Origin of the sequence: Nocardia flavorosea (assembly GCF_015477805.1) — a bacterium.
Lineage (GTDB): Bacteria > Actinomycetota > Actinomycetes > Mycobacteriales > Mycobacteriaceae > Nocardia > Nocardia flavorosea_A.
Genome location: NZ_JADLQL010000007.1, coordinates 1 through 25689, shown reverse-complemented (window position 1 = coordinate 25689; position 25689 = coordinate 1). Strand labels below are relative to the sequence as shown.

The following is a 25689-nucleotide window of genomic DNA, read 5'->3' as shown; positions in this document are numbered from 1 at the left end:
CCGACGTGAACCGGCCGCTGTTTCGGGCCGCCGCCATGCCCGCCCCTTACTGTGAGCGGCTGCGATTGGTCGCCGACGCACGGCCGCGGTTCCAGCCCCGGTTCCAGCTTCAGCTCTGGCCCGGGTTACGGCTACAGCTCCAGGATGTCGTATCGCACAGTGCCTTACCCCGGTCACGCTTGCTGGTCAGTAGCAGGTGAGCGGCTGCAACTGGTCACCGGCGCGCGGCCCCAAACCGTCGTAGGCGGCCGCAATGGCCGTCACGGCCCGCCGGAGTTCGGGTTCGGGGTTCGTATAAGGCAGGCGCAGGTAGCGTTCGAACGCGCCCTGTACCCCGAACCGCGGTCCCGCCGCCAGCAGCACACCGTGATTGGGTGCAGTGGCGGCCAGCGCGGTCGAAACCGGGGCGGGCAGCTGCGCCCAGACCGACATTCCGCCCACACCGGGCAGTACGTACCAGTCCGGCAGCTCCTCGGCCATCGCCGTCAGCAATGCGGCGCGCTGGTCGCGTAGCAGTTCGCGGCGCCGCGTGAGAATCGGTTCGGCATGTTCGAGCAGATGGACCGAGGCGAGTTGATCCACCACCGGCGTGCCCAGGTCGACGGTCGCGCGGGTGGTCAGCAACCGGGTGATCAGCGATTCCGAGGTCCGGATCCAGCCGACCCGCAGACCGCCCCAGAACGATTTGGACGCCGAACCGATGGTGATCACCTCGGCGCCCTTCGCGAACGCGGCGACCGGCGCGACCGGGGCCGTATCGCCGAGCGACAGGTTCGCCATGGATTCGTCGATGATCAGCGTCATCCGGGTTTCCCGGGCGATCGCGGCCAGTTCGGCGCGGGCCGGCTCGTCCATAAGGAACCCGGTGGGGTTGTTGTGATCGGGCACCAGATAGGCCAGGCTGGCCGCCGTCTGCCGCGCAGCGCTGCGCAGACCGTCCAGATCCCAGGCCGCATCCGGATCCTCGATACGCAACGGCACCGGCACCGGGCGGGCACCGACATCCCGGATCGCCTCGATCGCGTTCGGGTAGGTGGGATGGTCGATGAGCACTCGGGCCGCGGGTGGTGCGAGCACGTTCAGCAGCAGCCGCAGACCGTGCTGGGCGCCGAGGGTCACCAAGATCTGATCGGCGCCGGTCGGCAAGCCGCGTTCGGTGTACCGGCGGGCGATCGCTTCGCGCAGCGGCAGAATACCGACCGGATCCATACCGTGGGTGCTCAGGTACGACGGAATACCTTGCAGGGCTACGGCATAGGCTTCCTCCATCTCGGGCGGCGCGGTCATCGAGGCATAGGTCAGGTCGACGGCCGGCTGGGTGCCGGTGGACATGGTGGCCAGGATCCCGCGACCGGCGCGGCCACCGTCGTGTGCGATAGCCGGCGGCAGCGCGACAGTAGACCGCGAGCCCTGCCGGGTGATGAGGTAGCCGTGTTCGCGCAGCAGCGCGTAGGTGGAGGTCACGGTGGTACGGCTGACACCGAGGGTGGCGGCCAGATCGCGTTCGCTGGGCAGGGCGATCCCGAGCGGCGCCCGGCCGTCGTGGATGAGCAGCCGGATCCCCTCCGCCAAGGCGAGGTACGCCGGCCGCGTGGGACGCCGGGTGCCGCCCTCGGTGGCTGTCGGGTCCGGGCCGCGCCACTGCCCCAGATCGCGGGCCAGACCCGCGGCGCCGAGCACTCTCGTCGACATAGGTCCAGTATCGACCGATTGGCTCTTTATCGGCAAGTCCAGTCGGGCCATAGTGGAAACATGACACTCTTGATGGCACTCGTGGGAGTGGGAACCTTCGCCTTCTTCGCACACCAATACCTGGTCACCGAATCGCGGCTGCCCGAATTACTGGAACGGTACCGGCCGCTCGGTTCGGTCATGGACGGATCGGTGACGCGGTACGACACCGAACGCGAGTACCGGGATCTGAATGCAGCACAGTCGCACCGGGAAGCGCCGTCGTTGCGCAAGCGCGCCGCCTGATCGGGGAATCCCGGAGCGGGGCAGGTAACCCGGCAGTCCCGGCCGGGTTCGTGACCTCGCAACCGCTCGACTCGGCGAGTGGGACCGACGGGCAGCCGACCAGCGGTGCCACGATCCGGGGCTTCTTCGGCAGTACGGCAGGACCACATCGAACGAACCAGTCCAGTACCCCAACTGGACTGGTTCTACTATTTCAACGGGTGCTGCCGGTAGAACTCGCAGGGCTCACCGGACAGCAAACCGTCCGCACAGGCGAAATACGTCTGGATACAGGAATTGCTATCGCAACCCAGCCGCACCAGCTCGTCGCGAATGCGCAGACTGCGCTCCTGCGGGGTTTCCGTCGCCACCTGCGATGCCACCGGCCCAGCGGCTGTGGCGTGACCGCCGGTGTCCTGCGCACACCCGTAGAGCAGTGCCGTCGCCGCGCACAGCGATACGGTCGCGGCGAATCGGACGGCGGATTTCCTGCCCATACGCACCTCCACATCCCCCGGGGTGTTCGACGAGCGGCCAGCGTAACCGATACCTCGAGGACCGGGAAATACTCGACTCGACCGGCAACATATCCAGCTCGCCGCGGACTACTTGCGCAGTGACCTTGCCGGTGCGGGCCGGGCGGTTCCCGTATATCGGATACGCGATTGCCCTGATTCACCACGCTTCGAAGCGAACCGGGTCGAACCGGCAGCTGTTGCACCGGGAACATTGTTTAGAACTGGCAAGTAACGAAGTCGGGACGAATACGATGTGCAGGCAAGGGTTTCGAACCTGTGCATCGAGGAGACTGCGTGAAATCGACGATCAAATACCTGCTCGCGGGCGCGGCGGCAGCCGCGACGCTCACTGTTGCCGGCGCGCCCCAGGCGATGGCTTATCCGGTCGGGCCGTGGGGAGTCGAGGGCCCCTGTGCGGGGATGGCGGCGGACCAGTGCCCGTACAGCCCTTCCGAGGACGGCCTTACATGGTCCTACCGTGGACATTCCTCGCATTACGACAAGATGGGCAACTACGTCTGCAACACCAACCCGTGGGAACCCGCCCGCAGTGCGTACTGCGATACGGCAATGACCCTTGTCCGCGCACTGCCGCCGATGCCGATCGGCGGACTGATCGGCGGCCAGAGCTGAACCGACCGGTGCCGGCGGGGAACGCGGCCGGGGACTGACCCCGCTCCCGACGGCCACAACGCCGAAGCCGTATGCCGACTGCCCGAATAGGTCGAGCGCTGTGCACACACGGCGGAAGGAAGGAGACGGGTTCGTCCCACCTTCAACGGGCCGGGTCGCCGCGCAGCAGGGCCGCCAGGGATTCCCGATCGGTGACATCCAGTTTGGTGCAGGCGCGATACAGATGGCCCTCCACCGTGCGGACCGAAACGGTGAGCCGGTCGGCGATCTGCCGGTTGCTCAGGCCTGCCGCTACCAGATTCGCTATCTCACGTTCCCGAGCGGTGAGCGGCAGCGGCTGCGCTGCATCGCGCAACGCCGGGGTCGACGCACCGCCGCAGGCAGCCGCCAGGCGGTTGGCGTGGGCCGCAGATTCCAGCAGCCGTCGCCGGTCCCCGGCCCGATCGTGAGCCTTCGCGGCCTGGGCCGCGGCATCGGCGGCCGACAAACGGGCACCCAGGCTTTCGAAATCGGCTGCCGCCGCGTCCAGTTCAGCGCCGTCGCGCCGGGACAGCGCGATCGCGTGCCGCGCCTGCGCCCGGACCAGCGGCCCGTCCACCCGATGCGCCAGATCGGCCAGCCGCGGCGCCACCGAACCGGCGCCGAATCGGGCCGCGGTGTGCAGGGCCAGCGCCGCCACGGCGTGCTGGTCGGCGCGGGCGGCGGCGTCCGCGGCACGGATGGCGCGCTCGACCGCGGTGCTGACCGTCCCCTCGGCCGCCGCCAGGCAGGCCCGGGCGATCTCGAGTTGCGGTTCGTACACCGCGCTGTGCCGGCCGCCGCGCGCATCGGCCTCGGCAATCGATTCGGCGGCCTCGACGGGCCGCCCGAGCGCCGCGTAGGCCTCGGCCAGCCGGATCCGGGCCGGGAACATCCAGGCTGCCGCCCCCTCGGCGGTGAGCGCGGCCAGCGCCTGTTCCAGATTCTCGATACCGGAGACGAACCCGCCGCGCGCCACATCGACGGTGCCCTGCAGGATCTTCGACATACCCCAAGCCAGGTATTGTCCGGGCGCGGAATACCCGAAGTACTCGGTCGCCCGGTGGGCAGCGGCCGCCAGATCACCGGTGAGGACGAGCGCCAGCACCTCGGCATGCGTCGACATGAACCGGTTGAGGCCGTCGATATGCGGTTCCACCGCCCGGCCCCGCTCCGCGTACTCCCGGGCCTCGGCCGCACGGCCCAGCAACGCCGCCGCCAGCCCACCCCCGAAGGCCGCCCACCACACCGCCCACGGAGGCGCGTGCGCGGCCCGCATCACCTGTTCGGATTCGCGTAGCGCATCACCGAGCCGGTTCTCGCTGACCGCGCACGCGGCGGCGAGCCCGGTCGTGATCAAACCGATCTTGGGATTGGTGATACGCGACCGCACCAGCGTCAGCACCTCGTCGGCCCGGTCGGCATCGCCCATCGCCCACAGCAGATTCGACACCCGGGTACTACCCCAGCGGGCCAACTGGACCTCGTCGAGATCGCCGGGATCGAAACTGGCCAGCGTCCGCTCCGCCTCGATCCGGTGCCCCTGCCACAGCAGCGCGCGAGCCAGCAGATCCGCCGATTCCACCCCGCCGCGGCGTTCCACCGCCGCCCGGGCGAACCGTTCGCCCAACGGTAGATTCGCCAGCCCGATGGCATCCTCGGCGGCGGATTCGAACAGTTCCAGATCGGCGGATTTATCGCTGTCCAGGGCCAGTTCGGCCAGCCGGATCCGATCGGCGGCGGAATTGATCCGGCGCTGTTTGAGCGCAGAATACAGCTTGCCGCGTAGTCGCCGCGAGCTCGCGATACCCAGCCGGCGCCGGATCACCTCGCCGAACAGTGGATGGTTGTACCGGACCACCAGATCGCGGCCGTCCTCCACCACTCGGATCACGCCGCCGTTCTCGGCCGCTTCCACGGCTTCCTCACCGGCGAGCTCGGCCATCACCTCGAGATCGGCGGGTTCACAGAAAGTGAGCAATTCCAGCACCCGCAGCACGGATTCGGGCAGCTGCTCGACTCGGTCCTCCAGCAACGCGGCCAATTCGGAAGTGACTGCGGCCCGCCCCCGCAACTGCCACACCCCGTTCACCTGCCGCAGCGACCCCGCTTCCAGCGCACCCTCCACCAGATGCCGCAGGAACAGCGCGTTACCGCCCGAGGATTCCCACATGAGGTTGGCGGTGAAACCTTCGAGTTGCCCGCCCAGCATCGATTCCACCAGGTCCACGCTTTGCTGCTGGCTGAACGGCGGCAGATGGATCCGCAGCAGATGGCCGTCTTTCCAGAGTGTGGTCACCGCATCGGGCACCGGGACACCGTCCCGGACGGTGGCGACGATCCGCGCCGCCTTGTCGATCGCCAACTGCAGCAGCAGCGTCGCGGAGAGCTGGTCGAGCAGATGGGCGTCGTCGACGCCGATGATCGTGAGTCCGTCGGCGAGCAGCGCTTCCCGGGCCGCCGCCATGAAGGTCACCGGATCGTGCGCGGTGTACACACCGACCATATGCGCGAAAACTCCGAGCGGAATACTGCGCGCCGATTCGGTACCCGCGACCCAGCGAATGTTCCCACCACCTGCCGTGGCTGCCCGTCGCGCCAAAGTGGTCTTCCCGACACCGGGTTCCCCGATGAGTACAGCGCCGACGTGATCCGAGCCGGTGAGCGTCGCGCGAATCGCTTCGAACTCGTTCGCCCGTTCGATCATCGGCCAGTTCCGAGCCATATTCTCTACTGTATAGGCCGCATTACCGGGGTAGTCGCGAACTGCCCACCGCAGCACCGGTACTCCGCCGGCCGGCGCGGAACCCGTTCGGCTCGGCCACTTCACCGGCCAGGCCGTCGCCGTCTTCGTCGAGTCGCCACGAATACCCGGATTGCCACTCCACAGCGGAGCGTGGGATTCGCGGCGGGCAGCACACGCTCCTTCCCGTCCTCGCGTAGCCGATCTACTGACCGCTCGCGGGCGGGTCGCACACCTTCCAGCCGGAATCGGTTTCTCGCAGGTCGAAGGTCCGGGCCGTTTCCTCCGGATCGGCATCGGTTTGCACGGTGACCTGCGCCAGGGCCGTACGATCGGTGATCTTCACCGCGTCGACACCGGTTACCTCGGGAATACTGCCCTCGCTCACCGCCTGCCGGTGGACCGCCGCGAACTGATCCTCCGACAAGCCCTGGTAGTAGTCGTGCAGCGCACCGCAGGTGGCACTGCGCAATGCCGGCAGATCGCCGCTTTCCAGCGCACCGGTGTAATCACCGATGGCCGCACTGATCCGGGCCTGCGGGGAATCGTCACCGGATCCGACGCCGACCAGGATCGCGATCAACGCGACCACGAGCGCCACCGCGACCCCGCCCGCGATCAACCATTTCTTGTTGCCGGTGCCCGGTGCCGCTGCGGGGGCCGGCGCCGGTTCCACCCGTTGCGGCTGAGCACGCTGTGGCGGCCCCTGCGCGACCCGCTGTTCGGCGACAGTCGGTTTGAGGTCGGCAGGCGAGGGCGCCGATCCCGGCCGCTGCGGCGCGGGCTGCGGGTGCCCACCCGGCCGCTGGCCCGCCGGCGGACCACCGGGACGCTGGGCCGCAGGCTGATCGGGCCGGACCGGCGCCTGCGGACCGGGTCGCTTCGGACCCGGCTGCGGCCGCGGGGTAGCCGGCGGCTTCGACAACGCCGGCACTCCCGGCCCGACGCGATCGGTCCGGGCGGGCCCCGCCGGGCCACCCGGTGCCTGCCTTGGCCGGCCGGCCTTGCGCACCTCGTTCATATCGATCCGCGCGGTGGCGTCGGGGTCGGGTTTACCCGCGGCAATGGATTCGGTGCGCGCCTCGTCCGGCCGTGGCTGCCGCGGAATCACGACCGTCCGCGCCTCGCCGTCGACGGGCCCCGGATCGGACGCGCCGGATTCGGCCTCCGCCGCGGAATCACCGGCCTCGGCCGTCCCGGATCGGTCGTCGGCACTCTCCGCGGTTGCGGTGCCGGTTTCCGAACCGGTCGCTGTGACGGTGCCGGACGCCGCCTGGCGGTCACCTGTTTGTTCCGGGGCACTGCCCGCATCGCCCGGTTTCCCGGCGGTGCCGGTCTCCGATCCGCCGGGGGCGTTCCCGGGAACCGGCTCGGCGTCCGTCCCGCCGGCCGCCCCTTCCGGGGCATGGACCGCCTTGCCGGGCTCCGTAACGGCACTCGCCTGCCCGGAGCCGTCCCCATCGGCAGACCGGGCGTCGCTGTGCCCGGCGGCCGGTGCCGCGGAACTCTCCGTGCCATCCGGCCGGACCCCGGCGCTTGTCGCCGACGCGCCGGCTTCCGCCCGCCCGGCACCTTCTTCACTGCCGGACCGATCCACAGGACGATCCCCGCTGTCGGGATCGTCCTCGGCGACTGGTTCCGCGTCACCGGAGCCGTTCACGGTTTTCTGCTCCGAAGCCGATTCGCCATCGGGCTGTCCCGCAGCGCGGGGAGTGTCCGATACGCCCTCGGCGGTACCGTCATCGACCGGGCTTCCGTCCGCGGTCTGCCCGGCGGGAGACTTCCCCGCGACGCCACCGGCACCGCCCGCGACAGCCACCTTCTGCAGAGCTTCGGTGGGCGCCGACTCGGATCCGGAATCAGCCGCCCTATCGAAGGCCCCCGAAGTGGACCCGCCGGCCGAACCGCCGGGCTTGCGCGCACCGCTCGCCACCGTCGTGTCGCTGCCCCGCACGGCCGCAGCCGGTTTCTTCAACACTTCGGTGGGTGCCGCCGAATCGGATTCCGCATCGTCGGCCACCCCAGCGTCGGACGCTTCGGGTCCATCGGCCGCGCCGCCCGATCCACCAGCCGACCCGTCCGAGGCACCGGACGAGGCAGCATCCTCAATATCCGACCCGCCGGACACACCGGCCGCACCGCGGGTGTCACCGGCCGCAACTCGGAGATCGTCCGCGTCGGGCTCACCGGCGGCACGGTCGGCGCCTTCGTCTGTCGAATCGCCCGCTCGTGCCGATCCCCCCGCAGAGGCATCCGAGCCCGACTTCTCGGCACCTTCCCGGCCGTCGACCGACCCGCCGGGGACCGTAGGCCCGTCGGGGTCCTTTGCATCGGATTCCGGCGTTTCTCCTGCTTCGGCCGCGTCTCGGGCCTGCGCAGCAGCGCCCGCCGGCTCGCTGGAAGCCGCCGGTGCGGCGGCATCGGCAACCTCCGGTTCCGCACCGGCAACGGCTTCTATCGTGGACCGCTCGTCCTGCTCGGTCTTCGACTCCGGCGCGCCGGCAGCATCCGAGTTGTCCGACCCGCCGCTCTGATCCTTCTTTGCCCCTGCCTGCGGCCCGCCACTGCCGGCCGACCGGGTACCGGCCGCGGAAACGGTCGCCTGCTCGGTCTCCGCCGATTCTCCGGCACCCGGCCTCGCCGGTGCGTCACGTTCCGGGTGCGCTTGCGAACCATCGCCGGCTCCGCTCGACTCACCGGTACCGGATTGCGCGGCGGCCGCCCCCGTCTCTCCCGCGGAGGAGGTGCGGATGGTTTCCGTCTCGGCATCGCTTTCCGCGGCCGCGCCCGCTGCTTCGGCGTTGTCCGAATCGCTCACCGGGCTCGCCGACGCCCGCGGCAGGGCCTCGGTGGGGGCATTGCTCTCCCCGGGGGCGGGTTCGGAGCGCGTCGGATTCTCGTCGTCGGTCGGGTGCGGCACCTGTACCCCTCGTTGCTGGCAAATAGAAAATGTGACGTAGAAGGCCAGCCTATCGAGCATCCCCGGCGGCCGTGCACAATGAACCGCATGACCTCGTTCGGTGATCTGCTCGGACCGCAACCTGTACTCCTTCCTGAACTGCATGCGGCGGAAGACGCGCTCGACGCGGGCACCGATCCGGTGCAGGTGGCGGCGCAGAATCCGGCCGCTTCGATCGCGTGGGCGGCGCTGGCCGAGGCCGCGCTCGAGCGTGCCGCGGACGCCGCGGAACCGATCAATCACGATGTCGTCGCCGCGTACGCGTTCGCGCGCACCGGATACCACCGTGGCCTGGATCTGCTGCGCCGCAACGGCTGGAAGGGTTTCGGCCCGGTGCCGTGGGAGCACGAACCCAATCGCGGCTTCCTGCGCAGCGTGGCGGCCCTGGCGAAGGCGGCGCGGGTCGTCGGCGAAACCGATGAGTACGCGCGCTGCCTGGATCTGCTCGAGGATTGTGATCCGCGGGCAGCCGGGGAACTCGGTCTGGACTGAACGTCTCCACGCCCGTGAGCGACCCGACCTCGCCGCTGTCCCGGGCCCGGGAGCGGGGCACCGATCGCCTGCGCCGTTCCTGGACCCGGCTGCGTTCATCGGCCATTCCGATTCTGCAATGCTCGCTGGCAGCGGCCCTGGCCTGGTTCCTGGCCAAGGACGTGGTCGGCCATCCGCTGCCCTTCTTCGCGCCGACGGCGGCCATCGTTTCGATCGGTACCGCTTTCGGAGCGCGACTGCGACGTTCGCTCGAACTCGTGGTGGGGGTGGCGCTCGGAATCGGGGTCGGGGATCTGTTCATCTCCCAGGTGGGTACCGGGGTGTGGCAGATCGCGCTGGTGGTGGCGGCGGCCATGGGGCTGGCGATCTTCCTCGACGGTGGGCCCATCATCGGTATCCAGGCGTCCGGTTCGGCCGTGCTGGTGGCGACGTTGATGCCGCCGGAATCGGGCGCGGGCCTGTCCCGGATGGTCGATGCCCTGATCGGTGGGCTGGTGGGCGTGGTGGTGGTGGCCGCGGTACCGCTTCATCCGGTGCGCCGGGCACGGGAGCAGGCAGCGGCGATCCTCGGCGTGATGGGGAGATCGCTGACCGATTGCGGGCACGGTCTGCTGGAGCAGGATCCGAGCAAGATCCGCGATGCGCTCACGGCGGTGCGCGCCACCCAGCAGCAATTGGATTCGTTGCGCAAATCGCTGGAGGGCGGCCGGGAGGTGAGCCGTATCTCGCCGCTGTACTGGAATTCACGCGGCCGCCTGGAGCGATTACGTGCGGCGGCGGATCCGCTGGACAACGCGGTCCGCAACACTCGAGTCCTGCTGCGCCGGTCGCTGACCTTGGTGCGGGACGACGAAATTCTCAATCCCGGGCTGATCGACGAGGTGGAGCGGCTGGCGCAGGCGGTCGACGTGGTTCGTCGGATGGTGCTGGCCGACCGCGGCGAACAGCCCGACCGGGCCGAGGCGGCACGTGCCTTGCGGTCGGTGGCCAAACAGGCCCGGCCGGAACTGGTGGCGGGTGCGGGCCTTTCGGCGCATGTGGTGTTCGCGCAGATCCGCTCCACCCTGGTGGATCTCATGCAGGTCTGCGGTGTGCAGCGGGTGTCGGCGATAGCGCTGCTCCCGCCGACCGTTCCGAACCCGTATGTCATGCCGCAGAATTGACCGTAGCGCGGCAGAGTCCGCGCCGGAGATCGGTGTTCGCTCGGGATTCGCCGGCCCCGTCCGATCGGTGGTACCTCGTACGCCTGCGTACCCGGCCGCCCGGGAGCACCGGCTTTCCGAGTAGTGGACTACCCGTGCCGCCGCGTACCGCACTCAACTAATGTGAAACATGTTCGAACCGGGTCGTGCCGGTTCGGACGGGACCCCACCCGTACGCCGCGTTGCCGACGGACGGCGCTGCCGCGCACCGGACGTTTGGATACCCGGACGCCGGCCCGGGCGGGGTATCCGGGCCCGTCCGGCCGGAGCCGCGCCGGGCGGGCCCAGCTTATTCCGGGTATTTCGGGCGCGCGGGTTGCGGCGCCCGTCATCCGGGTGGCCGGGCTACGCCCAGAACCGGGTCAGGTATCCGCCGTACCGGGACCATTGCTCCGAGACCCCGGAGAAGTCGTACAGGGCGTAGACCGCATCGAAGAACACCTGGTTGATCGCCGGGGTGAACAGCAGCGCGAACAGGATGAGCATTCCGAACGGTTTGAACTGGTCCAGACCGCGACGCGTCTGATAGCTGAGCGATGGCTCAACGATCCCATATCCGTCCAGGCCGGGAATCGGCAGCAGATTCAACAGCGTCGCTGTCACCTGGAGGAACGCCAGAAAACTCAGCCCGAACCAGAATGCCGCGTTCTCCTGCGCGCTACCGAACAACCGCACGATCAGCAGCAGCACCACCGCGCACAGCGCGTTCACCGCCGGTCCCGCGGCGCTGATCAGCCGCTGGGTCCGCGGCGGCACCCGATGGGCGTGGATGTACACGGCTCCGCCGGGCAGCCCGATACCGCCGAGCGCGATGAACACCATCGGCAGCACGATCGACAGCAGCGGATGGCTGTATTTGAGCGGGTTCAGCGTCAGATACCCGCGCAATTCCACTTCGCGGTCCCCGGCCCGCCAGGCGAGGTAAGCATGGGCGAATTCATGCAAACACAAGCTCACCACCCAGCCGAAGACGACCAGGACGAAAACACCGGCCTTCGCCCAGGCCGAATCCAGTTCCGCATTCCAGGCGAGCGCACCGCCGGCCACCGCCAGCAGCAAGACAAGCAGGAAAACCGGGCTGGGCCGTACCGCACCGCGGCGAAGCGCCGTGACGCCCCCGCTCACGATCGCCTCGCACCGGATACCGGAACCACCGCCGGTCGAGCCTGCGGGAAACGCCCGCGGCCGATCCCGATCGGCACTGCGACCGCATCACCGGTATCCGGGCGGTGACTGTTCATCGAACCAGCAACCAGGGTTCGTGGTGCCGGTAGAAGCTCGACCGCGGCACCGTCCGGTCGCTCTGCACACCGTCACGATCGATCACGGCCCCGGGCGTACCGAGCTGGGCAGCGCGGCCGGCGGTCCAGCGCCGGCGCCGGAAACGGCGCGGCACACCGGCCCGGACACCGGGCAGCTCGAGGGTCGGGGTAACGAACATCGCCCGGACCTCGCCGGAGAACAGCCGAGTCTCGTCCACGTATGCCTCGCCGGTCAGCGGCGTTCCGTTCACGCCGGTGATCTTGGCCCGGCCCACCAGCACCGTGCCGGTGTCGTCCCGGATCAGCGGTACTTCTTCGGCCTTACCTTCCAGCGCGCGGCGCGCCGCAGCACTCCCGGTGCCGAGCTGATAGGCCCGTGCCGCATAGGTGTGGTCGGGCGGCACATAGCCCACCTCCACGTGCAGACGTTCGGTCCGCATCAGATGGGTGAGGACCGCCGCCAGCGCGGCATCGTCACCGAGCACAATCAGCCGCGGCAAACTATCCGCTGCCAGCACCGGCAACAGCTCGTCGATCAGCGCGGTATCCGGAACAGCCGCGGTTTGGCTGGTGGGCTGGGCAGCGAGCGCAATAGGCACCGGAGCATCGGCACAGCGGAGAACATGGGTACTCAAACGCCCAACACCCTCCTCGGACCGGTCACTCACGAGTGTAGAGGGTAGGCCGCGCCGACTCGCACAACGGGCCTGGTGCAACGGGCGTTCCCGGCGGCTTCCGGTGCCTCGAGTAGACTGTGCTCCCGGCTTCCTCCCCGTTTACGGCAGGTAGCCGCAGCACGAGGTGCGTGTTGCGCGTCGACCCGTAGGAGACACGACCATGCCGGCAATCGTCCTCATCGGCGCCCAGTGGGGCGACGAGGGCAAGGGCAAAGCCACCGATCTACTCGGTGGCCGGGTGCAGTGGGTGGTGCGGTACCAGGGCGGCAACAACGCCGGCCATACCGTGGTGCTGCCCAACGGGGACAACTTCGCACTGCACCTCATCCCCTCCGGAATCCTGACCCCCGGGGTCCGCAACGTCATCGGCAACGGTGTCGTGGTCGACCCAGGCGTGTTACTGGACGAGCTCGCGGGATTGGAGGAGCGCGATGTCGACACCTCCGGCCTATTGCTCTCCGCCGATGCCCACCTGATCATGCCGTACCACGTGGCCATCGATAAGGTCACCGAGCGGTTCCTCGGCAACAACAAGATCGGCACCACCGGCCGCGGTATCGGCCCCTGCTACCAGGACAAAGTGGCGCGCGTCGGGGTGCGGGTGGCCGATGTACTCGACGAGAAGATCCTCACCCAGAAGGTGGAGGCGGCGCTCGAGTTCAAGAACCAGGTGCTGGTGAAGATCTACAACCGCCGCGCGCTCGAACCGCAGCAGGTGGTCGACGAGGTGCTGACACAGGCGGAGAAATTCGCGCACCGGATCAGCGATACCCGGCTCGAACTCAATCTGGCACTCGAACGCGGCGAGACGGTGCTGCTGGAAGGCTCGCAGGGCACACTGCTCGACGTCGACCACGGCACCTACCCCTACGTCACCTCCTCCAACCCGACCGCCGGCGGTGCCGCGGTGGGCGCCGGTATCGGCCCCAACCAGATCGGCACGGTGCTGGGCATCCTCAAGTGCTACACCACCCGGGTGGGCTCCGGCCCGTTCCCGACCGAACTGTTCGACGAATCGGGCGCCTACCTGGCGAAAGCCGGCGGCGAGGTGGGCGTGACCACCGGCCGGGCCCGCCGCTGCGGCTGGTTCGACGCGGTGATCGCCCGCTACGCGACCCGGGTCAACGGCATCACCGACTACTTCCTCACCAAACTCGACGTACTGTCCAGCCTGGACCGGGTCCCGATCTGCGTGGCCTACGAGGTGGACGGCGAACGGGTCGAGCAGATGCCGACCACCCAGACCGGATTCCATCACGCCAAACCGATCTACGAGGAGATGCCGGGCTGGTGGGAGGACATCTCCGGGGCCCGCACCTTCGAGGAGTTGCCCGCCAACGCGCAGGCATACGTGCACCGGCTCGAGGAACTGTCCGGCGCGCGGATCTCCTGCATCGGCGTCGGGCCGGGGCGTGAGGAAACGATCGTCCGCCACGACGTACTGGGGTAGGAGCCGGAGCTCGCCCGGATGAGCCGGGGACAGGGTGGACACTCGCGCGGCGGCGACGGTCGACCGGCACTCGTGCGAGAACAGGGGGCCGGAGCTCGCGGTGAAGCATCCAAGAGGTGCGATCACGGTGGGTGAGTCGGGACTGTTCACCTGTGCTGCTGAGTGGAGGCGAGGTCTCTGTCGACCTTGCCGACGGAATAAATGGTCCGTGAAGGGACGGGCGGTAATTTTGGAGCCGCTCCGCGGCTCGAGGGTGGGGCCCTCTCGGGCCCGGTTCTTCACTCCGACGCTCCTCCGCTTCGCTCCCCCGCTCTGTCGCTCCAGAACCGGGCGGGCCCCACCCCGGGGAGGTGAACAGTTTGGGGTGGTGAGTCAGCGTACGGCTTGGAAAGCCAGGATAGTTGTTCCTATTCGGATCGCGTCGCCGTCGGCTAACAGCGCGGATTCTATCGGCTGCTCGTTGACGTAGACCCCGTTCGCCGAATCCAGATCCTCGATCAGCAGACCGGCCCGGCCGAGTTTGATCTGGGCGTGATAGCGGCTGGCCTTGGGATCGTCGAGGATCAGATCGTTGTCGGTCATCCGGCCGATCCGGAAACCACCGTGCGCGACCAGCACCAGCCGCCCGTCCGGCAACCGCAACTGTCCGCTGCGGACCGAACGCGGTACCTCGGTGACCGTATCGGTCATCGCGGCGGCCATCCGCTCGGCGGTTTTGAACTCCACGGTGTTCAGCGGCTCCTGCCGCAGCACCCGGCGCTCCAGTTCGACCAGGGCGGGACCGGGGTCGATCCCGAGTTCCTCGGCCAGCACCGTACGCACCCGCCGGCAGGCCTCGAGCGCGTCGGCATGCCGTTCGGACAGATACAGCGCGGTGATGAGCTGCCCCCACAGCGGTTCGCGCAGCGGATGCTCATTGGTCAGCGCGACCAGTTCGCCGATCACCGCGGCGGCCCGGCCGCACGCGATCTCGGCATCGAAACGCGCCGAAACCGCCAGCAGTCGTTCTTCTTCCATCGCGGTGGCGAAACCGTCCGCGAAACCCAGACCGGCCAGATCCGAGAGGGCGCGGCCGTTCCACTCCCGCAACGCCGTGCCGAACAACCGCGACGCCGACGCGTGATCCCCGGCGCCCGCGGCGCGGTTGCCCGCGTCCCGGGCGGCCTCGAACCGGCCGAGATCGCAGGCATCGTCGGCGATCTCGAGCCGGTACCCGGCGGATTCCGTGCGCAATACCGCGGCCGGATCAACCCCCGAATTCCGCAATGCCTTACGGATATTGGAGACGAATACCTGCAGGCTGGCGGCGTAGGCGTCCGGCGGCGCCTCGTTCCAGACCATATCGGCCAGGGTCGCCGAGGCCACGGCGCGACGCCGGTTCACCGCGAGCGCGGCCAGCAGCGCTCGCGGTTTGGGCCCGCCGACGGCGACCGGCTCACCGCCGACCGACAGTCGTACGGGCCCCAGCACACGCAGATCGAGCGTCATCTCGCAGTGGGCGCGACGGCGTGATCAGGCACTGATCGAACGTCCCGCGGAGCGCAGATCCTCGCAGGCCTGCACCACGCGGGCCGCCATCGAGAGCTCGGCCTTCTTCAGGTAGCTGCGCGGATCGTAGGTCTTCTTGTTGCCGACCTCGCCGTCGATCTTCAGCACACCGTCGTAGTTGCTGAACATATGGGCGGCGATGGGCCGGGTGAAGGCGTACTGGGTATCGGTGTCGACGTTCATCTTCACCACGCCGTAGCGCAACGAATCGTCGATCTCCGATTTCAGCGAACCGGAACCACCGTGGAAGACGAAATCGAAGGGCTGTGCGTCGGCGCCCAGGCCGAGCTTGGCGGCGGCGACCTTCTGGCCCTCGGCCAGCACCTCGGGCTTGAGCACCACATTGCCGGGCTTGTAGACCCCGTGCACGTTGCCGAAGGTGGCGGCGAGCAGGTACTTGCCCTTCTCACCGGCGCCGAGCGCGTCGATGGTCTTCTCGAAATCCGCGGGCGAGGTGTAGAGCTTCTCGTTGATCTCGGCCTCGACGCCGTCCTCCTCACCGCCGACGACGCCGATCTCGACCTCGAGGATGATCTTCGCGGCGGTCGCGGCGGACAGCAGCTCCTGGGCGATCGACAGGTTCTCGTCGATCGGAACCGCCGAACCGTCCCACATATGCGACTGGAACAGCGGGTTCTTCCCCGCGTTCACCCGTTCCTGGGAGATGGCCAGCAGTGGGCGGACGAAACCGTCCAGCTTGTCCTTGGGGCAGTGGTCGGTGTGCAGCGCGATGGTGACGCCGTACTTCTCGGCCACCACATGCGCGAACTCGGCCAGCGCGACAGCACCGGTGACCATATCCTTCACACCCTGGCCGGAACCGAATTCCGCGCCACCGGTGGAGAACTGGATGATCCCGTCACTGCCCGCCTCGGCGAAACCCTTGATCGCCGCGTTGATCGTCTCCGACGATGTGCAGTTGATGGCCGGGAAGGCAAAAGAGTTCGCCTTGGCCTGACCGAGCATCTCGGCGTAGACCTCCGGAGTCGCGATCGGCACTGTGAAGACCTCCGTGTAGTGCGGCAGACGGGATTGTCTGTTTCTCCACATACCCTAAGCCAGACGGATTCCATCCGGTATAAGGGGATTGTTTGCGCCGCTGCACCCTGCGGGCCCGGTGGTAACCGGTACTGTGGGCCGGGTGATTGCGCTGGCAGCTACCGACGCGGTGACGAGCAATCTGGCTCTGACCGAACTGCTCGACCCGATGCACCTGTTGACCGAAACCTGGCTGAAGAACGCGGTGCTACCGGCCATTTTGGTGATCGTCTTCATCGAGACGGGTCTGCTGTTCCCGCTGCTGCCCGGCGATTCGCTGCTGTTCACCGGTGGTCTGCTGGCAGCGCAGGAAAATCCTCCGGTTTCGATCTGGGTCCTGCTTCCCGCGGTAACCTTCATCGCCTTCGCCGGTGACCAGTGTGGTTACTGGATCGGCCGGGCCATCGGTCCGGCCCTGTTCAACAAAGAAGACACTCGTTTCTTCAAGAAGAGTTACGTGACCGAAACGCACGAATTCTTCGAAAAGCACGGACCGAAAACGATCATCCTGGCCCGCTTCGTCCCGATCGTCCGGACCTTCATGCCGGTACTCGCCGGGGTGTCGAAGATGAGCTACCGGCGTTATGTCGCCTTCGATATCGTCGGCGCCGTCGCCTGGGGCGGCGGTGTGACCGTACTCGGGTATTTCCTGGGAAATGTGGCCTTCATCCGCGACCACGTCGAGGGCATCTTCCTGCTCATCGTTTTCGTCTCGATCCTGCCGGGGATCAGCGCGGTGGCCAAGAAGCTGACCAACCGCAAGGCCGAGATCACGCCGGGCGCCGGCCTGGTCTCCACCGCCGAACTGCCGGCCGTGGACCCGGACCCGGTCACCAGCACCATGCCCCTGCCGGTTGTGCCGAACCACGCGACGGCCGGCACGAACGAGATCCCCGTACGGTAAGTGGTGTCCGCCTCGGCCGAGCCCTACGCGATGGGCAGTTTCGATCCTTTGATCTCCGCCGGTCCGGCGCTGGTCTGGACCGTGGTCCTGACCTTCGTCTTCCTGGAATGCGCATTCATCCTCGGGCTCTTCCTGCCCGGTGATTCCATGCTGCTCACCGCCGGGATAGTGATGGCCTCGCATTCGAGCGGGGAAAGCCAGGTATGGCTGCTGTCGGCGGGGGCGATGGTCGCCGCGATCGCCGGCAACCAGGTCGGCTATGTCGTCGGGCGCAGAACCGGGCACCAACTCGTCGCCCGGAAGAACGGGCGCTATATCAACACTCAGAATCTGACCAGGGTGGCGGAACTGCTGCAACGGCACGGCTTCTTCGCGGTGCTCATCGCCCGATGGATTCCGTGGGTGCGCACGTTGTGCCCGATGGTGGCGGGCGCCGCCGAAATGGATCACCGCCGCTATACCGTCGCCAGCACCATCGGCGCGATCATCTGGGCGCCGGTCCTGCTGCTGATGGGCTATTACGCCGGTAATTTCATTCTGCAGTTCTCTTGGTTGATGCCCATCGTGACCGGATCGCTGGTGGTTTTCCTGATCGTGGGCACGGTTATCGGAATCCGGCAGTACCGGCACGAAATGGCTCAGCCCGTCGAGGATTTCGAAGTGGATTCCGCTACCGCCGACACGACGCCGCTGCCCGCGCTGGGCGGCGGACAATGCGCGCCCCTGCCGCGCTCGTACGGCACCGGCGCGCAACGGTGGGAGCTACAGCCCCGCCGCGGTGACCATATGAGCAGCCTCCATGAGCATCCAACCCGAGAGCTGCACCGATAGGTCGCGTTCGGCGACCCGGGAGGAGGTCACCGCGCCGTTCGCATTGAGGCCACCGGCGCCCGCGGTACCACCGGGCAATTGGGCCGAGCGGGTCCAATCGTGCCCGAACAGCGGCTCGCCCTCCACGTCGAGCCGGTTGGCCCAGGCCGCGGCCGCCGACTCCTTGACGATCCGGGCCGCGATCCGGCGGTCCGCCAGCTGCTCGTGTTCGGAGCCGGGGAGCATGAGCGCGACGAGCGCGAGGTAGCGGATGAGGATCCCGTTGAACAGTCCGCCGTCGCCGCCGGAACCGCCGCGGACCACACAATCGAGATTGGTGAGGTTCTGCTCCACGGCGTCGAGCAGGCGGTGGACCCGGTCGAGATGGATCGGGTCGCCGGTGTGCACCGCGAGTTCGGTCTCCAGTCCGAGCACAACTCCCTGGCAGTAGGTGTAGAAGGTTTTCTCGAGCGTGCCGGAGGGGAGATGGATACCGTCGAAGATCAAACCGGTTTCCGGATCACGCAGCGTGGTATCGATCCAGTCGGCCATTTCGGCGGCCCGCTCGTAGCGGCCCAGCCGCGAGAGCGCGATACCGGCCGGGCCGTTGGCCGGCGCATTGTAGAAATCGTCCCCGGCGCGCCACGGAATACCGCCGCCGACTGCCGGGTCCCACGCACCGAACAGTTTCTGTTCGAGCGGCCCCAGGCCGCCGCGCGCCTCGTCGTTGTCCTGTATCCGCGCCGCCCGTTCCAGGGCAATGGCCAACCAGGCCATATCGTCGAAGTAGCGATTGGTCCAGCCGGTGATATTGCGCAATCGATGCGATCGGACCAATGCCCTGATCCGTTTACGCCGTTCGATCGTCGGTGCGCGATTGGCCGCGTCGACGGCGCAATCGATGAGGTGGGCCTGCCACCAGTAATGCCAGGTCAGAAAGAAACGTTCCCGCCGGGTGGCGGGCCAGCCCACCACGCCGAGTGCGGTACCGGGCAGCAGCCACACCGGCTGGATATGCCGCGACACGATGGCGGCCTCGGCCATATCGGCGCGGTCGGCCCAGAGTGTCGCGGGGTTGCCCTGCGGCCTGCGCTGTTGCCCGGCCACGCGCCGGGGAACGTCGAGATCGTCGCTGGGCGAGGTCATGCACCCATATTGCCAGGAAAAACGGAATTCCCGCCGCTCAATTGTTACCGAGTCGAGGCGGAACCGTTCGATTCCCCCGTCCTCACGTCGTTTCCCAGGCGAATTACCGCCGGACAGAGCACAGAGCAATGCATTTCTGCTATGTAAAGAGGGGTTGACACACGCTGGTTTCCACAACGCGGCTTCTCGCACCGATAAAGCGTCCCACGGTAAATCGCGTCGGCACAGGCAATTCCGACCGGACCAGGCCGAACGGCGGCCGACTCAGTGCACCGAACTACGATCGTGCCGTGACGAACGCAGCGCCATCGGCCGGCCCCGGCCCCGACCATCGCCCGACCGAGGCCACCGCGGCGGTCGCACCGGCACCCGAAGCCGCCGGGCACGACGACGATATGGCAGCCGAACCCAGCGAGACCGAATCCGGACCCACGGAATGGGGCGAACACCCGCACGGAGTCGGTCCGTGGAACGACGAGCACACCGGGCCGCCGCCGGAGGACGACCGGCTCGATCCGGTTCTGCTCGCGGAAGGCGATCGCCGCAATGTGGTCGACGCGTACCGGTACTGGACCCGGGAGGCGATCGTCGCCGATATCGACCGGCGCCGACACCCCTTCCATATCGCGATCGAGAATTTCGGGCACGACGCGAATATCGGCACCGTGGTGCGCACCGCCAACGCCTTCGCGGCCGGTGCGGTACATATCGTCGGCCGCCGCCGCTGGAACCGCCGCGGCGCCATGGTCACCGACCGCTACCAGCACATCGTGCACCATCCCGATATCGACGCACTGCTGGAATTCACCACCGCCGAAGATCTGAGCGTGGTCGCGGTGGACAACGTGCCGGGCTCGGTTCCGCTGGAAACGGTGCGCCTACCGCGCCGCTGCCTGCTGCTGTTCGGCCAAGAGGGCCCCGGGGTGAGCGACGGCGCCCGCGATGCCGCGGTACTCACCGTCTCCATCGCCCAATTCGGGTCCACCCGCAGCATCAATGCAGGTGTTGCGGCGGGTATCGCCATGCACACCTGGATCCGGCAGCACGCCGACCTCACCACCGCCTGGTGAGACAACCGAGCCCCGGCTCGTTGCAGACCGGGCGGACGGCTATCAGGCCGACGCCGCCCCGATGACCGCCACCACGATGAAGAAGACAACGGCCAGCAGATACAGGATCAGCACGACCGATGTGACGATGCCGAGCACATAACCGATCATCACATTGCTACGACCACCGACGGTGCCGCCGGAAGCGTCGATCTCGTTGAGCGCCTTCTTACCCATCACCCACGCGAACGGCCCGCAGATCGCACAGAACAGGCTGACGATCCCGAGAACGAGCACGGTGGTCGTCTGCGGATGATCCGGCGGCGGCGGACCGTATCCGGGATATCCGTACCCGGGCGGCGGGGTGGGGTAACTCATGCGTGGATAGTAACCGCACCGGGCAACCCCACACGACCGGAAATTCGCAGTCGACGGCTCGGTACCGCCCGTCGCTTCCCGGCTCGGTATAACCGATTCGCCTCCGGCCCAAGGTCATCCACCCACCATCGGCCCAACACCAACCGCCGTACCACGCGTCTACGGCTCAGCGGCGCGTATGCGCCCGCGGGTCGGTGAGCAGGAATTGGGCGCCACCGTAGGACGCCAGAATGATTCCCTCGAGAATACGGCGTGACCGCTGCCCGCGGGCGAACAGCCGCCGGACCACGATGAGACCGTCGGAAACCGTGAACAGCAGTGCGCCCAGACCGAGCCGGCTGCGCGGATCCGTATCGGGAACGGTGAGTCCGGCAAGGTTTTTCGCGCCCGGCGCCAGCGCCGGATCGGACGCCAGGACCGCGGCGCTGCCCAGGGTGAGGCCGTAGGCGCTCAACGGTGCGGCGAGTGCGGGGGCTTTGGTTCGCAGCATCCCGGCGGCGCCGGCCCAGGCCAGTACGCGTGGAACGACAGTATTCGCTCGGGGCCGTGCGCCGCGACGCCACCACAGCGCCGCGTATCCGGTTTGCATGACCGCGAACGACGAGGCACCGGCGATCAGCCGGCGATCGTCGTCGGGTTCGATGAGCAGCACATCACCGACAGTCGCAGCGCCGAGCGAACCCAGCAGCAGGGTCCGCTCCGGTGGTGCGATATCCGCTGTGCTGGTGGCGATATCGGCCGCCAGCAACGGCATCATCAGTGGTTTCGCCGCCCACTGCAACGATTGCCGGCCGGTCAGCGCACCCGCCACGGTGACGGCGGTCGCGACCAGATAGCCCGCGCGGAAAGGCCGCATCACTACAGGCTCGCCTCGGCGGGAGCCGGCGGCAGGGTCACGACCTGGCCCGCATAGCTGAGCCCCGCACCGAAACCGAGCAGCAGTGCCAGCTGACCGCCCTTGGCCTTACCGGTGGCGAGCATCTCCTCCATAGCCAGCGGAATCGAGGCAGCGGAAGTGTTCCCGGTGTTCTCGATATCGCCCGCCATCGGGATGTCCTCGGCCAGGCCCAGGTTCTTCTTCATCAGCTCGTTGATCCGGGCATTGGCCTGATGCGGGATGAAAACCTCGATATCGTCCTTGGATACCCCGGCCATATCCAGTGCGGTGGACAGCGCACGCGGCAACGTGACGGCCGCCCAGCGGAAAACCCGGGGCCCCTCCATCCGCAGCGACATCCGGCCGACCGGCTCCACTTCGGGATCGGTGCCCTGCAGGTCCTGCGCCCGCTGCATGTAATCGACGAAGTTGACGTCCTGTTTGATCGCCTCGGCGTTCTCGCCGTCGCTGCCCCAGACCGTCGGCGAGATCCCGTTCTCCTCGCTCGGCCCGATCACCACCGCGCCCGCGCCGTCACCGAAGATGAAAGCCGTGCCCCGGTCGGTGGGGTCGATCCCGATGGTCATCGTTTCGGCGCCGATGAGCAGTACGTATTCCGCGGAACCGGCGCGGATCATATCCGCGGCCACACCGAGCCCGTAGCCGAATCCACCGCAGCCGGAGGTGAGATCGAAGGCGGGAATACCGTTCATCCCCAGATCACTGGCGACGATCGGAGCACCGTGCGGGGTCAGCATCGGCCAGCTGGAGGTGGCCAGGATCAGCGCGCCGATCCGCGAGGGGTCCACGCCGCTGTTGCGCAGCGCCCGCCCGCCGGCCGCCACGGAGATCGACCGCAGCGATTCGTCACCGCTGATCCAGCGCCGGTTGCGGATACCGCTGCGCTCGAAAATCCATTCGTCCGAGGAGTCCAGCACCTGGCACACCTCATCGTTGCTGACCACGCGCTGCGGCCGGTAGGCACCGATTCCGAGCATCGCGACGTTGTCGTGCCCCTTTTTGCCGGCAATGCTCACCACGACGCTCACGACCCTTCACTCACAGTTCTGACGGATTCCCAGGCTAACGGAGCCGGATGCGACGTCGAACAGCCCGTCGGTTCAGCCCAGTGCCAGATCCTTCAGACCGAGTATGGAGCGATAGGGCAGACCTTCGTCGGCGATCACGCGATCCGCGCCGGTTTCCCGGTCGACCACAGTGGCCACTCCGACCACCGTCGCGCCCACCTCACGCAACGCACGCACGGCAGTCAGCGGGGAATTACCGGTGGTCGTGGTGTCCTCCACGACCAGCACCCGTTTGCCCACCACGTCCGGTCCCTCGATCTGCCGTTGCATTCCGTGGGTTTTCGCGGCCTTGCGCACCACGAAGGCGTCGATGGGCCGGCCCGGGGCGTGCATCACGGCCAGCGCGACCGGATCGGCGCCCATGGTGAGCCCGCCGACCGCGTCGAAATCCCAATCGGCAACCAGTTCCCGCAGCAGTTTCCCGATCAGCGGCCCGGCGCGATGGTGCAGGGTCGCCCGTCGCAGATCGACGTAGTAATCGGCCTCTTTTCCGGAGGACAATGTCACCTTGCCGTGCACGACGGCTAAATCGCGCACCAGCCCGGCCAAGACATCCCGGTCGGTCGTTGCCTGCTCGATCATCGGTGTCCTTCCGCCCGTGGAGGCGAGTCGCGGCGAGTTCGGTCGCGGCGCATGCTCGGCGCCCTGCGAGCAGGATACGGGGACGCCGCCGTGACGGTTACCGCAGGTCGCGAGTCATCGCGGAGCTACTGCGGCACCGGCCCCTGGTAGGGGCGGAAACCGGGGTGGAAGGGCCCACCCGGCAACCGGGGGGCGTTCTCGTCGTCGGCGGCGGAATCGCGGCGGTCCGGGGCGGGCCGATCCGGTTCATCTGTCCGGCCGGACCGCGCACCCGCCGGTTCGGGACGCGGTGCGCGGTTCGCGGGCCGGGCATCGGGCACCACGGCCAGACTCGGCCGGCGGGGCGATTCCTCGTCACCGGCGGTGTTCCGCTCACCGGAGTCCGCGGCATCTTCCGGAACATCACGCCGATAACGGACGCCGGGCCCCGGGTGACCGTAGTCGCCGTCGCCGTCGTCGGGGTACTCGTCGTAATCGTCGTAATCGTCGTCCGGGCCGTCCGGTGCGTCGTCGTCGTATTCCGCCGAACGGATCCGGGCCCGGGGATGCGCCGGGCGGGGCTCGGGGTCCTCATTGCGGTTCTCGGTCACCGGCGGCAGTACGTGCAGCAGACCGGACAACCGCAGAACGGCGTCGATACCGGTTTCCCAGTCCTTGGCGGCCGTGCCGACGGGGAGCATGCCGAGAGTCCAGTTGCCCTCGCTCCACAGCATCTGCACGGTATCGGACAGCGATTCGATGAACGCGACCATCCGCTGGTCCACCGCGTGCCGGGCGATCTCCGGGTTGGTCGCGAACACCACCCGGTCACCGATGGCGCCGAGCAGTTCCAGATCGGCGTCCTTGGGCGGATTCATCGTCTTCACCCGCATATCGACGTCGATATCCGAGCCGATCTGCCGGCGTACCGCGACCAGCGTCGCGGAATCCTCCAGATCCAGCAGCACGAATTTCTCGCCCTTGCGGATACCGGTCACCACATCGACCGCCGTCAGGTATCCGAGCTTGGCCAGCGCACCGCGCCGCCAAGTCGAAGCAAGCGCGGGTTCCACCGATACATAGGTGTATCCCTGGGCTTTCGCCCACACCTGGCGCGCATGACCGGTCCGCTGCCGCTGGCGCCGGTCGAAGTAGAGCAGCACGATCGCACCCGCGAGGGTGATTGCCGCCAGCCCGAACCATATTGCCGTCATCGTCGCCTAGCCTATCCACCCGCCCGGCGTAATGCCGGGCACCCACACTGCGCGCCGCGGTTTTCTCATCGGCCGCCCCCGTCGAGGGCGGTGCTGATGATCACCTCGGCCTGAATGGACCCGTCCGGGCTCTTCTGCCCCTGCACGATCACCAGATCCCCGGCGGGCAGCGCGTCGACCGTGGCGCCCGCCAGCGAGATCACCTGGGTGTCCTCGGTCGTATGCACCGTGACCTCGCTACCGGTGAGAGTGCTGAGCGTCAGTGTGCCACCGCTGTTGGAACTGATCGTGCCCATGGTGGTGCCGCCCGCGTTCGGATCACCGGAATCGGGCATACCCGGGTCGCCCGGCAGAGGCGGTAACTCGGGGAACGATTCCTCGGGCGGCGGCGGGGCCTGCCTGCCGAGCGTCCGGCTGGTGGTCGTCGTATCACCGGCGGAGGACTGTGAATCGTCACCACCGAACAGCATTCCGGCGCCCGCACCGGCCAGACCGATCAGCACGATGGCGGCCAAGCCGACCCCGAGCCAGATACCGGTTTTGTTCGACGGCGGCCGCGGCGGTTCCTGCGGGTGCCCGGGCAGTGGTCCGCCGGACTGGCCGTACGGATCCTGCGGGGCCGGCCCGCCCGACCCCCATTGCGGATTGCCGAAGGCGTAACTGTCGTAGGTCGGCATCTCCCGGGTCGGGTTGGGCCCCGGCCCCCAGCCGCCGTAGGGATCGGTACCCGGGTAGGCCGTGGTCGGCTCCACGAAGCCCGGCCCATCGGCCGTGGGCAGCTTCTCGGTCGCCGATTCTCCCGGCTGACCCAGGCGCTGGGTCGGATCGTCGTCCGGCCGCCGTGCCCAGGGATCGTTCGGGTTGGTCATATCACCCAGACTAAGCGGTATCTCCCCGACGGTTCGGGCCCCGCGCGTAAACATGCCGACACTCCACCCGCACCGCGGGCCGCCGTGTACCTCGGCGAACTCGTGCACAGGCCGGTGTTCCGCCCTCATCACAGCCCGGCCGGACTCACTCGATACAGCCCTTGCAGACTGCACGCGGCACAGCACGCGGCACAGCACGCGGCACAGCACGCGGCACAGCACGCGGCACAGCACGCGGCACAGCACGCGGCACAGCACGCGGCACAGCACGCGGCACAGCACGCGGCACAGCACGCG

The 25689-nt window shown here is 68.1% G+C and carries 22 protein-coding genes and 1 pseudogene; 8 read left to right on the top strand and 15 right to left on the bottom strand.

All coding sequences use genetic code 11. The annotated features are described in order from the left end of the window. Nucleotides 1–186: 186 nt before the first annotated feature. Nucleotides 187–1692, bottom strand: coding sequence for a PLP-dependent aminotransferase family protein (locus IU448_RS26090; RefSeq protein ID WP_195058363.1), 1506 nt, complete (start codon nucleotides 1690–1692; stop codon nucleotides 187–189). A gap of 60 nt (nucleotides 1693–1752) precedes the next feature. On the opposite strand from IU448_RS26090, the gene IU448_RS26085 reads away from it, so the two are divergent. Next, complete coding sequence (locus tag IU448_RS26085; RefSeq protein WP_195058362.1) at nucleotides 1753–1977, top strand: hypothetical protein; 225 nt, start codon at nucleotides 1753–1755, stop codon at nucleotides 1975–1977. Nucleotides 1978–2165: 188 nt separating this feature from the next. Here IU448_RS26085 and IU448_RS26080 read toward each other — a convergent pair whose 3' ends face one another. Beyond that, nucleotides 2166–2453 carry a hypothetical protein gene (locus IU448_RS26080; RefSeq protein WP_195058361.1) on the bottom strand — a complete coding sequence of 96 codons (288 nt, stop codon included), beginning with the start codon at nucleotides 2451–2453 and terminating at the stop codon, nucleotides 2166–2168. 315 nt (nucleotides 2454–2768) lie between these two features. On the opposite strand from IU448_RS26080, the gene IU448_RS26075 reads away from it, so the two are divergent. Further along, entirely contained in the window at nucleotides 2769–3107 is a 339-nt protein-coding gene (locus tag IU448_RS26075; protein ID WP_195058360.1) for a hypothetical protein, read from the top strand. Nucleotides 3108–3249: 142 nt separating this feature from the next. Here IU448_RS26075 and IU448_RS26070 read toward each other — a convergent pair whose 3' ends face one another. Both IU448_RS26070 and IU448_RS26065 read right to left on the bottom strand, forming a co-directional pair. Further along, nucleotides 3250–5850, bottom strand: coding sequence for a LuxR C-terminal-related transcriptional regulator (locus tag IU448_RS26070; RefSeq protein ID WP_195058359.1), 2601 nt, complete (start codon nucleotides 5848–5850; stop codon nucleotides 3250–3252). A 223-nt stretch (nucleotides 5851–6073) separates the two neighbouring features. Continuing rightward, on the bottom strand, nucleotides 6074–8788 hold the full coding sequence (locus IU448_RS26065; protein WP_195058358.1) for a hypothetical protein: 2715 nt from the start codon (nucleotides 8786–8788) through the stop codon (nucleotides 6074–6076). An 87-nt stretch (nucleotides 8789–8875) separates the two neighbouring features. On the opposite strand from IU448_RS26065, the gene IU448_RS26060 reads away from it, so the two are divergent. After that, nucleotides 8876–9319: a DUF3151 domain-containing protein gene (locus IU448_RS26060; protein WP_195058357.1), complete on the top strand. Its 444-nt coding sequence runs from the start codon at nucleotides 8876–8878 to the stop codon at nucleotides 9317–9319. 14 nt (nucleotides 9320–9333) lie between these two features. Continuing rightward, nucleotides 9334–10482 (top strand): FUSC family protein, encoded by a 1149-nt coding sequence (locus IU448_RS26055; RefSeq protein WP_195058356.1) that lies wholly within the window; start codon nucleotides 9334–9336, stop codon nucleotides 10480–10482. Between the two features lie 384 nt (nucleotides 10483–10866). Here IU448_RS26055 and IU448_RS26050 read toward each other — a convergent pair whose 3' ends face one another. After that, nucleotides 10867–11649, bottom strand: coding sequence for a site-2 protease family protein (locus tag IU448_RS26050; protein ID WP_195058634.1), 783 nt, complete (start codon nucleotides 11647–11649; stop codon nucleotides 10867–10869). 109 nt (nucleotides 11650–11758) lie between these two features. Continuing rightward, entirely contained in the window at nucleotides 11759–12382 is a 624-nt protein-coding gene (locus IU448_RS26045; RefSeq protein WP_324188722.1) for a hypothetical protein, read from the bottom strand. Nucleotides 12383–12620: 238 nt separating this feature from the next. Between IU448_RS26045 and IU448_RS26040 the strand changes: the two genes are divergently transcribed. Beyond that, the gene (locus IU448_RS26040) at nucleotides 12621–13910 is read left to right on the top strand and encodes an adenylosuccinate synthase (protein ID WP_195058354.1); all 1290 of its coding nucleotides are present in this window, start codon (nucleotides 12621–12623) and stop codon (nucleotides 13908–13910) included. A 372-nt stretch (nucleotides 13911–14282) separates the two neighbouring features. Here IU448_RS26040 and IU448_RS26035 read toward each other — a convergent pair whose 3' ends face one another. Both IU448_RS26035 and fbaA read right to left on the bottom strand, forming a co-directional pair. Then, the gene (locus IU448_RS26035) at nucleotides 14283–15398 is read right to left on the bottom strand and encodes a BTAD domain-containing putative transcriptional regulator (protein WP_195058353.1); all 1116 of its coding nucleotides are present in this window, start codon (nucleotides 15396–15398) and stop codon (nucleotides 14283–14285) included. A gap of 24 nt (nucleotides 15399–15422) precedes the next feature. Further along, a complete protein-coding gene (gene fbaA / locus IU448_RS26030) occupies nucleotides 15423–16457 on the bottom strand; it encodes a class II fructose-bisphosphate aldolase (RefSeq protein WP_195058352.1) in 1035 nt (344 codons plus the stop codon). A gap of 208 nt (nucleotides 16458–16665) precedes the next feature. On the opposite strand from fbaA, the gene IU448_RS26025 reads away from it, so the two are divergent. Further along, nucleotides 16666–17400, top strand: coding sequence for a DedA family protein (locus tag IU448_RS26025; protein WP_416383052.1), 735 nt, complete (start codon nucleotides 16666–16668; stop codon nucleotides 17398–17400). 30 nt (nucleotides 17401–17430) lie between these two features. Beyond that, nucleotides 17431–18066, top strand: a pseudogene (locus IU448_RS26020) (DedA family protein); the annotation flags it as partial. A 96-nt stretch (nucleotides 18067–18162) separates the two neighbouring features. Here the strand turns inward: IU448_RS26020 and IU448_RS26015 are convergent. Further along, nucleotides 18163–19254, bottom strand: a complete 1092-nt coding sequence (locus tag IU448_RS26015; RefSeq protein ID WP_195058632.1) for a glycoside hydrolase family 76 protein — start codon at nucleotides 19252–19254, stop codon at nucleotides 18163–18165. A gap of 497 nt (nucleotides 19255–19751) precedes the next feature. Here IU448_RS26015 and IU448_RS26010 point away from each other — a divergent pair, with 497 nt between their 5' ends. Next, nucleotides 19752–20426: a TrmH family RNA methyltransferase gene (locus IU448_RS26010; RefSeq protein WP_195058631.1), complete on the top strand. Its 675-nt coding sequence runs from the start codon at nucleotides 19752–19754 to the stop codon at nucleotides 20424–20426. A 42-nt stretch (nucleotides 20427–20468) separates the two neighbouring features. On the opposite strand, the gene IU448_RS26005 is transcribed toward IU448_RS26010, so the two are convergent. The 6 genes from IU448_RS26005 to IU448_RS25980 all read right to left on the bottom strand — a co-directional run bounded on the left by IU448_RS26005 (nucleotide 20469) and on the right by IU448_RS25980 (nucleotide 25392). Next, complete coding sequence (locus tag IU448_RS26005) at nucleotides 20469–20783, bottom strand: DUF4190 domain-containing protein (protein ID WP_195058351.1); 315 nt, start codon at nucleotides 20781–20783, stop codon at nucleotides 20469–20471. A gap of 166 nt (nucleotides 20784–20949) precedes the next feature. After that, nucleotides 20950–21639, bottom strand: coding sequence for a lysoplasmalogenase (locus IU448_RS26000; protein WP_195058630.1), 690 nt, complete (start codon nucleotides 21637–21639; stop codon nucleotides 20950–20952). Between the two features lie 2 nt (nucleotides 21640–21641). Further along, complete coding sequence (locus tag IU448_RS25995; protein WP_195058629.1) at nucleotides 21642–22700, bottom strand: beta-ketoacyl-ACP synthase 3; 1059 nt, start codon at nucleotides 22698–22700, stop codon at nucleotides 21642–21644. A gap of 81 nt (nucleotides 22701–22781) precedes the next feature. Next, the gene (gene pyrE / locus IU448_RS25990) at nucleotides 22782–23330 is read right to left on the bottom strand and encodes an orotate phosphoribosyltransferase (RefSeq protein WP_195058350.1); all 549 of its coding nucleotides are present in this window, start codon (nucleotides 23328–23330) and stop codon (nucleotides 22782–22784) included. A 125-nt stretch (nucleotides 23331–23455) separates the two neighbouring features. Beyond that, nucleotides 23456–24523 carry a hypothetical protein gene (locus tag IU448_RS25985; protein ID WP_195058349.1) on the bottom strand — a complete coding sequence of 356 codons (1068 nt, stop codon included), beginning with the start codon at nucleotides 24521–24523 and terminating at the stop codon, nucleotides 23456–23458. Nucleotides 24524–24588: 65 nt separating this feature from the next. Further along, complete coding sequence (locus tag IU448_RS25980; protein ID WP_195058348.1) at nucleotides 24589–25392, bottom strand: DUF5666 domain-containing protein; 804 nt, start codon at nucleotides 25390–25392, stop codon at nucleotides 24589–24591. Nucleotides 25393–25689 lie beyond the last annotated feature (297 nt).